At 42.3% G+C, this 10519-nt stretch carries 1 protein-coding gene; it reads left to right on the top strand.

Annotated elements, in window-relative coordinates; all coding sequences use genetic code 11:
- Positions 1–10519: non-ribosomal peptide synthetase (locus OCI93_RS20550; protein WP_261627210.1), on the top strand; the 10519-nt coding region annotated here is incomplete at both ends.

Below are 10519 nucleotides of genomic sequence, written 5' to 3'. Positions count from 1 at the left end.
TTGTTACGCAGCTACAGCAATGTGAGACACAGAACCGTAAGATTGAAGGATTAGAGTCCACTCATCTTGCATATGTGATTTACACTTCAGGGTCAACCGGAAAGCCAAAAGGGGTGATGGTTGAACACCAAGCTTTTGCTAGTCACATAGACTTTTGCCAGCAACATTATCGCATATCAGAAGAAGAACGAATTCTGCAGTTTTCTACAATAAACTTTGATGCTGCACAGGAACAAATATTTAGCAGCTTGCTTCAAGGCGCGGCATTATACTTGCGAGCTAGGGATCATTTGAGTTCAAATGAGTTCATTGATTTTTTATATAGTAATCAGATTACCTTTGCTGACATTCCTCCTGGTTACTTTCAAAAAGTATTTTCTTCTGTAAATAGAACCGATCATCGCCTTTCTCAGCTTGCATTAAAAACGTTTGTGTTAGGCGGCGAGTCTTTTAACTATGAAATTGTTCACCTTTGGAAAAAACTACCTTTTGATGCTGCACTCTTTAATGCATATGGACCGACAGAAGCTGTCGTAACGACATCTCTTTATTTATTTAGCAAAAACCAGAGTGTAGAAAGAGTTGCGATAGGAAAGAGTAATCTGGGCCGCAAATACTATGTATTAAATAATGGTCAGCTTGCACCTAAAGGGTCCTCTGGTGAACTTTACATCGGTGGAAGTGCTATAGCGAGAGGTTATTTAAATCAACCTGAATTGACGGCTGAACGATTCGTTGAGAACCCTTTTGCCACTGCTCAGGAAAAAGCAAAAGGGAACACTCGACTATACAAAACGGGAGATCTAGTTCGCTATTTACCAGATGGTAATTTGGAATTTATTGGACGAGCTGATGAGCAGGTAAAAATCCGAGGATTCAGGATCGAGTTAGGTGAGATAGAAACTCACTTATCCAAGCTAGAGGGGATCTTAGCTGCGACAGTGTTGGTTGTAGAGAATGAATACCAAAATAAGCATCTAGTTGGTTATATTATCCCAGAATCAAATGTGGGAGATGAAAATACTTGGTTGCAAGCAATTAAAAAAGAACTAAGCAAATCATTGCCGGATTATATGGTGCCATCTGCATTTTTGTTACTTGAAGAGTGGCCACTGACACCAAACGGTAAAATTGATCAAAAGATACTTGCTCGTAAAAATGTTGTGGTAAGTCAAGGTGAATATGATGCACCTGAAACCACTACAGAATATGAGTTGGTTAGTATTTTCGCCAAATTATTGAATAAAAATTTAGAGGCAATTAGTAGAACGGCCAATTTCTTTGAGCTGGGGGGGCATTCATTATTGGCTATCCGGCTGGTAGCGATGATTAAGGCTCAGTTTAATATTAATGTGCCGCTTAAGTCAGTTTTCGAATCTCCTACTATTACGTCTATGTCAGCTTTATTAGATGAAGCTGACTTAATAGAGCAACCTATTGTCATAACACCTATTACTCGCGATAAAGATGGAGAGTTGCTGTCATTTTCACAACAGCGCCTATGGCTTCTTGATAAGCTTCAAGGAGGTAGTACTGAATATAATATGCCTGTCGCGTTACATGTTGATGGACTTTTTGATATCAAGGTTGCAAATCAAGCAATGCAGCGAGTTATAAAACGTCACGAAGTATTACGTACAGTATTAGTTGAACGTGACAAAGGCACTATGCAAGTTATTCGAGAGCAAGTTGATTTCTCATTTGTTTGCAAAGATTTGAGTATGTTGGCTGGTGAAAAGCAAGTAACAGCTATCAAGCAACTAATTGATGAAAATGCGAGTACTGTTTTTGAATTGAGCAAAGATGTCATGGTGAGAGGCGTCTTTATCAAATTATCAACCGGTGCTGAACAACCACAGGGTATTGTGTTGTTCAATATGCACCATATTGCTTCAGACGGTTGGTCTATGGGGGTTTTGATCAAAGAATTCAGTGTACTTTACACTGCATTCAAAAATGGAGAAGACGATCCTTTAGCCCCCATTTCTATTCAATATGCTGATTATGCACATTGGCAAAGAAACTGGCTTAAAGATGAAGTACTCGCGAATCACCTTGATTATTGGACTAAACAATTGGCGGGTTTACCCATCGTGCACGGTTTGCCATTAGATCGTGCTCGCCCTAAAAAACAAAGTTTTGTTGGGGCTATATATCATGGTGAGGTTAGCTCCGATGTACTGCGAAAACTAAAAAATATTTATAGGCAGTCTGATAGCACCCTATTTATGGCGTTACATGCGGTATTTTCAGTATTGTTATCCCGATATAGCAATGAAACAGATATTGTTGTTGGCAGCCCAATTGCGAATCGAGAGCAAGAAGAAGTAGCTAATCTTATTGGTTTCTTTGTAAATACTTTAGTATTGCGTAGTGATTTATCTAACAATCCTAGTTTTAACGAGGTACTGGCTCAAAGTAAAAGAACGCTCTTAGATGCATATACTTATCAACAAGTGCCATTTGAGAAACTCGTAGAGGTATTACAACCAGAGCGGAGTCTAAGTCACAGCCCATTATTCCAAGTCACCTTGGTTCTGCAAAATAACGACGAAGGTAAGCTCGAATTACCTGACTTAACTTTGAACCCAATCCCTCAAGAAGATGATTTCGTTAAATATGATCTAACGTTAGTAGTAACAGAGAGTGAAACGAATTTACAGTTAGAATGGAAGTACAATACTGATTTGTTTAATGCCGAAACAGTAGAGCGTTTAGCATCACATTTTGAGCTGCTTATGACAGGTATGGTGAATACGCCAGAAGCGGATGTATATTCCATTGATATCCTATCTTCAGAGGAGGTTAAGCAACAACTAATTGGCTGGAGTAATCATGTTGTTAATTATCCGCAAGATGTATGTATTCAAACTCTTTTTGAGCAGCAAGTAAAAGCTAATCCTCAAGCAATAGCAGTTGTAGCTGATGGTAATCGTTTAACTTATTCCGAATTAAACCAACGAGCAAATCAGCTTGCCCATTACTTAATAGAAGAGAGAAGCGTGACCCCAGATACTTTAGTTGGGATATGCGTAGAGCGCTCGCTTGATATGATTGTAGGAATAATAGGGATTTTAAAAGCAGGTGGAGCTTACGTCCCACTAGACCCAGAGTACCCCGCATCACGTTTATCTTATATGCTGAATGATTCGAGTCTGACCACTGTATTGACTCAATGCAAACTAAAAGGGGAGACCTCTATCCCAGAAAGCCTTGCTGTATTTCTAGACTCAGAGGAACTAAAGCAGCATCTTGCTAAGCTTGTTACTGAAAACTTATCGGAGAATGAATTATTACTTAAGCCACATAATTTGGCTTATGTTATTTATACATCGGGTAGTATGGGTGAACCTAAAGGTGTATTGGTGCCTCATAATAGCCTTGTCGCGTCAACGCTCGCTAGAATCAACTATTACACTCAAAAAACGAAATCATTCCTACTGCTAAGCTCATTGAGCTTCGATAGTTCTGTAGCTGGTATTTTTGGCACGTTAAGCTGTGGGGGACAGTTGACGCTTCCAAATAAAGAAGCATTGTCGAACTTGCAGGCATTGTCTAATTTGATATCAGAGCAGTCAGTAGATAGCTTACTAACAGTCCCATCTTTTTACAAAGAAATACTCAATGTTGCTAAAAACAATCAGGGAAAAATAGTATCGCTTAAATATGTAATTTTGGCTGGAGAACCTTTGCCACCGACAGTTGCTAAAGAGCATTTTGAGTTCTTTAATGATAATTGTCAGCTAGTCAATGAGTATGGCCCTACAGAAGCCACAGTTTGGGCTTCATGTTATACAGTGACGCCTACAGATCTGAACAAGCCAAACATGCCGATAGGTAAATCCCCTAGTTTGGGGCAGTTGTTTGTTTTAGATAAACATATGAAAACATTGCCGTTAGGTGTTGCTGGGGAGTTATACATTGGTGGTGTAGCTCTAACTCGAGGATATTTAAACAGAAATGACTTGACCGAAGAAAAGTTTGTCAAAAATCCGTTTTTTAATGAGTCAGATACAACTAGTAGTAAGCGTTTGTATAAAACAGGCGACTTAGTACGTTATTTGCCAGACGGCAATCTAGAGTTTTTAGGTCGTATTGATCACCAAGTCAAAATTAGAGGGTTCAGAGTAGAGCTTGGAGAAATAGAAAATCAATTACTTATTCATGATGGGGTTAATGAAGCTGTTGTAATCGCTTTGGATAGTGAGGTTGGAGGTGGTGACAAGCGACTAGTGGCCTATGTAACAATGGACGACGTTTATTTACAGTCACCTGAAACAGCCGATTCTTTGAGAGTTGTATTAAGTAAAGAGCTACCTGATTACATGGTTCCATCTGCCATTGTTGTACTTATGCAATTCCCTCTGACGCCTAATGGCAAAATAGATCGCAAATCCCTACCGCAACCAGATATGTCTGAGCGTAAACAGACCTATATTGCACCAACTTCTGTGCTAGAGAAACGCTTATGTATGATTTGGCAGGAAGTCTTAGGGGTTGAGAGAGTGGGTATTACTGATAACTTCTTTGCTTTGGGCGGCCAATCATTATTAGCGATTCGAGTCGTTAATAAAATACAGGCAATTACCGGGGAGGTGGTACATGTTGTTATTTTACATGATAAGCCAACAATTACGGAGTTAGATGATTATCTTAAGAAAAACTATACAGGCTCTCTTATAGAAAAAGGGTTGCTGAATGCTGATAATATCACTTTGAAGAGCGGCTTAGAAGGAGGGTTAAATGATAGCCACTTTGCACAAGTTCAGCAGCTCGTGCCGTCAGTTCCTAAAGCAATTATTGGACCTAATAAAAAGAATGGCAAAGCTATCTTTATATTGTCCCCACACCGCTCAGGTTCGACATTACTTAGGGTTATGCTAGCTGGTCACCCTGAACTATTTTCTCCACCAGACCTTGAATTACTTTCTTTTGACACTTTAAAACAACGTAATAAAGCCTTTACTGGTCGATTTGATTTTTATCAGGAAGGGGCGCTCAGAGCTGTAATGGAAGCTAAAGGGTGTAGCCTCGAAGAGGCCAAGCAAGTGATGGCTGAATTTGAAGAAAAAGACTATACCATTCAACAGTTTTATCGCGAGATACAAGGGTGGATTGATGGCCTAGTTTTAGTAGATAAGTCACCAACTTATGCGTATCACCCTGAGATTTTGCAGCAAGCGGAGAAGATGTTTGAAGAGGCACATTTCATTCATCTTATACGACACCCTTATGGCATGATTACGTCTGCTGAACAAGTGAAATTAAATGTCGTAGCGTATCTTGATGAACATGAATATGACTCCAAAGAGCTGGGAGAGCTACTTTGGGCTGAGGCTCATTCCAATATTTCGACTTTCCTAGAAGAGATTCCTCAGAGCCGACAACACAGGGTGGTATTTGAAGACTTAGTCAAAGATCCTGCGCGCCAAATGGAATCGTTGTGTGAATTCTTGTCCATTGATTATGACAGGTCTTTAATCAACCCATACGATGATACGGCAAAACGAATGTCAGATGGTGTCCATGAAGAGTCACGAATGTTGGGAGATGGTAAGTTTCTTGGACACAAAAAGATAAAGGGTTCCGTAGGTGATGCTTGGAAACAGCAGGTAAGGGAAGATTTTCTCCACAAGCGTACCTGGGAGTTAGCTCAAAAGCTGGGTTACAAAAAACCTGTGTCTAAACCTGAATATCCGTCTATTGAACCTGTTGAGCGAGAAGGTAACCCACTTGAATTATCATTTGCACAGCAGCGTTTATGGATGTTGGATAAAATTGATGATGGCAGTGCGCATTACAACATTCCAGTTGCTTTGACTATTCGAGGTGAGTTGAAACTCACAGCGTTGATAAATACGATTAATACCATTGTTGCACGTCATGAAAGCTTAAGAACCAACTTTGTTGATGGGGGTCATGGCGAGCCTATACAGCGTGTTCATGTAGCATCAAGCTTGGATATGCCTGTTAGTGATATCTCCTTATTAGAAAAAAATGAAAAGCAGATAGTGCTTAGTGAGCTTATTGCCTCTGAATCCTCCAAAGCATTTAGCTTGAAAAATGATCTAATGCTTCGTGCTCAACTAGCTAAAGTAGCAGAAAAAGAACATGTGTTATTAATAACCATGCATCATATCGCTTCAGATGGTTGGTCTATGGGAGTTCTTGTTAGAGAGCTTAGTGCATTATATAACGCATATGTGAGCGGCAACACTGACCCTTTAGCGCCGATGCAAGTTCAATATGCTGATTATGCCCACTGGCAACGCAATTGGTTACAGGGCGAAGTATTGGAGGAGCAACTCGCATATTGGGAAGTGCAGCTCACAGATATTCCGCCAGTACATAGCTTAGCACTCGATCACCCGAGACCAAAAAAACAAACCTTTGCAGGGGCAGTACATCAAAGTGCTGTCAATGCTCAGATTTATGATGAGTTTAAAGCTTTGTATCAGCAAAAGGGATGTACTCTGTTTATGGGCCTACATGCTGCATTTTCTGTACTTTTATCTCGATACAGTAACGAGGTTGATATTGTTGTAGGTAGTCCAATTGCTAACCGAGAACAGGCAGAAGTGGCAGGCTTAATAGGCTTCTTTGTCAATACGTTGGTATTGCGCAGCGATTTATCTAATAACCCGAGTTTTAATGACTTGCTGGTTCAAAGCAAAGAAACATTATTAGATGCCTATGCTCATCAACAAATTCCGTTTGAAAAACTAGTAGAGACTTTACGGCCAGAGCGGAGTTTAAGTTACAGTCCATTATTTCAAGTGGCGTTAGTGTTACAAAATAATGAAGTGACAAAACTTGAATTGTCTGACTTGGATGTTCAATTGATTGAACAAGAAGATGTTATTGCTAAGTATGATCTGACGTTGTCTGTTATCGAACGAGAAGAAGGTCTGCTTCTTGATTGGGAGTACAACACGGACCTTTTTAAGGCAGAGACGATAGAAGGATTTGCAAAGCATTTTGATTTGTTGTTGGCAGAACTCGTTCATACACCTGATGAATGTGTATTCGACGTCAACATGCTACCAACAGAGTCCATCAAACGTCAAGTTGTTGAGTGGAACGACACAGCGTGTGCGTACCCACAGGATGCATTGATCCACACCTTGTTTGAGGCGCAAGTAGAGAAGACTCCGGATGCAACAGCGGTTGTATTTGAAGGAGAGTCACTGAGCTACAGCGAACTAAATACCAGGGCGAACCAATTAAGTGATTACTTGGTGACAACGCGGCAGGTGGGTCCGGACAGTTTAGTGGGGATCTGCGTAGAGCGCTCCATGGAGATGGTAGTAGGTATCCTCGGTATTCTAAAAGCAGGGGGGGCGTATGTGCCGCTAGATCCAGCATACCCGTCAGCACGTTTGGGGTACATGATTGAGGATGCAAAGCTCACGACGATTGTCACGCATGAGGCGATTGATGCAGATATCCCAATCACAGCAGCACAACGGGTGGACTTAGATAGCCAGGACATTGTTACGCAGCTACAGCAATGTGAGACACAGAACCGTAAGATTGAAGGATTAGAGTCCACTCATCTTGCATATGTGATTTACACTTCAGGGTCAACCGGAAAGCCAAAAGGGGTGATGTTGGAACACCGTAGTGTGGTCAACTATCTGCAAAATACCGTGATGCAGTATGGCGATACACAAATAAGTAGCGCCATAGTGAGCACTTCATTGAGCTTTGATGCAACTGTAACATCATTGTTTGGAGCTTGGATACATGGCAATGTGCTGACTCTTTTACCTCCTAACGGTTTTATTGCTGAGCAGTTAACTGACATATTACAGCGTGAAGCTTGTGGCATGTTTAAGCTAACACCTGCTCATTTAGCGAGTCTAGTGCTGAGTAAGCCTTTGCCGAACCGACATGTCATTGTGGTTGGCGGAGAGCAGCTCACCCGTGAAGCCGCTTTGAAGATGTCAGCTAGTCTACCCAATGCCATATTCATCAATGAATATGGCCCAACAGAGGCGACTGTCGGGTGTAGTTACAGTGCTTTTACGCATGATAGTTTAGTAACAGAGCACCTTGGCAATGCAATACATATAGGGCGCCCTGTAAAAAATGCGCGTTTTTACGTATTAGACCGCCATAGAAACCTGTTACCACAAGGTGCGACGGGAGAGCTTTATATTGGAGGTGATGGATTGGCAAGGGGCTACTTGGCACAATCTGCGCTAACAGCGGAGCGATTCATTGATAACCCTTATGCTAACGCGCAAGACAAAGCGAATGGTCATATCCGTTTATATAAAACGGGAGATTTGGTGCGGTATTTACCTGATGGCAACCTTGCGTTTGTTGGCCGTATAGATGAGCAAGTAAAAATTCGTGGCTTTAGGATTGAACTGGGCGAAATCGAAGCACAATTATCCACATTAGCCGGTGTATCAGAAGCTCAGGTATTGGCCTGTGAGGATCAGACGCTAGTGGGATATGTCATCCCCGCAGAGAGCGTGGAAGATGAAGACGCCTACCTACGTGATATAAAGCATGCACTACAACAGCTGCTACCGGATTACATGGTGCCGTCAGCATGGGTGCTTCAATCGCAGTGGCCATTGACGGCAAATGGAAAAATAGATAAACGCGCATTAGAGCGTATGGATATTTCACACTTGCAAAGTGACTATGTCGCACCGCAAACAGAAATGGAAATACTATTGTGTGACATATGGAAAGATGTACTACAGCAGGAGCAGATCAGCACGGCTGCGAATTTCTTTGAGTTGGGTGGACATTCATTGTTAGTGATGAAGGTGATTTCTGAAGTGCAACGCGCTGGATTTAAGCTGAGCGCGAATATGTTCTTTGAAACGGCACAGTTAAGTGAGTTGGCTGAAGTATTGGCTGCGCAGTCACGTTCCGAGCAAGTATTGTATCGTGCCCCAGCAAATGGTATTCCAGCCATTTGTAACACGATAACCCCTCAGATGTTGCCTCTTGTAAGTTTAACTCAGGACAATATTGAGCACATAGCACAGCAAATCCCTGGTGGAATGGCCAATATTCAAGATATTTATCCGTTGGGGCCGTTACAAGAAGGGATTTTGTTTGCACATATGCTCAGTGAGGCGCACGACCCTTATGTGATCCCGCTGATATTTGAGATTAAACAGCGCTCAATGGTGGAAGCGCTTTTGTCGGCATTGACTTTATTGGTGTCTCGTCATGATATCTTACGTACGGCCATTTTATGGGAAGGGTTAGATGCACCCGTTCAAGTTGTGTGTCGGGATGCAGCCCCTTCGGTGGAATGGCTCGCTGCTGAAGCTGATATCATGGCACAGTTGACAGCCTTGTCAGGTGATAAAATGAGCCTCACACAAGCGCCATTATTCCAGATGCGTGTTGTTGCATCACCCAATGATGAACGCTGTGTGGCGTTGTTGGAGTTTCATCACATTATCTCTGATCATGTTGGCCTTGAAATTATCCAACAAGAATTGGTTAGCTGTCTACAGGGTCAAGCGGCGGCATTGCCACCGAGCTTACCGTATAGAGATTTTATAGCGCATACGTTATTGCAACGGGAGCAAAGAGATGCAACGTATTTCTTCACTGAGATGTTGGGCAATGTTGAAGAAGCGACGTTGCCATTCAATCTGGCCAATATTCAAGGAGATGGCAGTAAAATAGCACAGTGCAGTGCAGCGGTCCCCAGAGAAGTATCAGCTGAGATCCGTCGTTTGTCCAAAGCGATGCGCATTACACCTGCGAGCATTTTTCATGGGGCTTTTGGTTTGCTTTTAGCAGCATGTACAGGTCGAGATGATGTTGTATTTGGCACTGTGTTAGCGGGTCGACTGCAAGGCATTGAAGGGGCTGATAGTATGCTAGGGGTGTTTATTAATACACTGCCAGTGCGTATGCAACTCAAGGGTCTTAGCAGTGAAGAGTACATAACTTCGACCCAGGTATTGCTACATGAGTTATTGGCATTTGAGCAGACACCATTAGCAACAGCCCAAGGGTGTAGCGGGATATCAAACGATACACCGCTATTCAGTGCGATGTTGAATTATCGTCACTCTCAAGCGGAGAGTATCGTACGTGACGATGTGATGACATTGCTCAGTGGTAAAGAGCGTACGAACTACCCATTTACACTTAATGTGAACGATTCAGAAGAGGGATTCACGTTGGAGTTTCAGCTGGATACCGCTGTGAATGTCCAGCAAGTGATGGGGTATATGCAAAAGGCGTTGAGCGGATTAGTACAAAGTTTGGCGCACTTCCCCAAACAGCTCGTAGAGCATTTGTCGGTGCTGTCAGCATCGGAAGTACATCAACAATTACATAGATGGAACAACACAGAGAGTGCACATGCACATGAACTGATGGTACATCAGCAATTTGAAGCGCAGGCAGTGGGAGCGCCTGACAGTATGGCGTTGGTGTTTGAAGGTCAGTCGATGACGTATGCAGCACTCAACTCAAAGGCGAATCAGCTGGCGCATTATTTAATCGCTCAAGGGGTGAAGCCAGACAC

Origin of the sequence: Pseudoalteromonas holothuriae (assembly GCF_945859825.1) — a bacterium.
Lineage (GTDB): Bacteria > Pseudomonadota > Gammaproteobacteria > Enterobacterales > Alteromonadaceae > Pseudoalteromonas > Pseudoalteromonas holothuriae.
This window is presented reverse-complemented; position numbering and strand designations above follow the sequence as displayed.